This window comes from Thiolapillus sp. (genome assembly GCF_048562965.1).
GTDB classification, from domain to species: Bacteria; Pseudomonadota; Gammaproteobacteria; order Chromatiales; family Chromatiaceae; genus Thiolapillus; species Thiolapillus brandeum_A.
Map to the genome: position 1 here is coordinate 1 of NZ_JBHNMF010001597.1, position 540 is coordinate 540.

The 540-nt window shown below is 60.2% G+C and carries 2 protein-coding genes and 1 pseudogene; 2 read left to right on the top strand and 1 reads right to left on the bottom strand.

The annotated features are described in order from the left end of the window. Window positions 1–49 precede the first annotated feature (49 nt). Window positions 50–226, top strand: a complete 177-nt coding sequence (locus ACOCD2_RS25720) for a hypothetical protein (protein WP_419584869.1) — start codon at window positions 50–52, stop codon at window positions 224–226. Here the strand turns inward: ACOCD2_RS25720 and ACOCD2_RS25725 are convergent. Next, window positions 186–386, bottom strand: coding sequence for a hypothetical protein (locus ACOCD2_RS25725; protein ID WP_294032265.1), 201 nt, complete (start codon window positions 384–386; stop codon window positions 186–188). The genes ACOCD2_RS25720 and ACOCD2_RS25725 overlap by 41 nt on opposite strands. Before the next feature lie 16 nt (window positions 387–402). Between ACOCD2_RS25725 and ACOCD2_RS25730 the strand changes: the two are divergent. After that, window positions 403–540, top strand: a pseudogene (locus ACOCD2_RS25730) (transposase); the annotation flags it as partial.

Here is a 540-nt window from a genome sequence, read left to right on the forward strand (position 1 = left end):
TGACGGTGGGCGAATCACTTCGGACGGTGGCGGATTGCTGCTGCGCGAGGTGGATCAGCGTATCGGCCTGCTGGATCGCCTGGCCGCTTGCTTCACCGATCACCGCAACCCCGAGAGCATCCGCTGCCAGCCATGGAGAGCGAAGCGAAGGCTGGTAGACCCCAGTAGCCGCGAGGCCGCACTGCTTACCCGTCGTGCGCATAGCGCCAGAGGGGAAGCAAAGTAGGCATCCAAACGCGGCGTCCAGTCATTGGGAGACAAGTACGGAGCAGCAACGAGCTTGCGAAGTTGTTGCGTAGTGCTTGGTGACCAGGACGGCTGGGACACCAATAGGTTGTCAAAGGCCGAGTCGATTTTGGGGACTGGGATGTCCCAAAATCTATCACGAGGCCGAAGACACACTTGGAACACAGCGTGCAGGATCTGGTGGCCCAGCGGGTATATGGTTTGGCGCTGGGCTACGAAGACTTGAACGACCACGATGATTTGCGCAAGGACAGCACTCTCGCCTTGCTGGTGGGCAAGCGGGACCTGACCGGA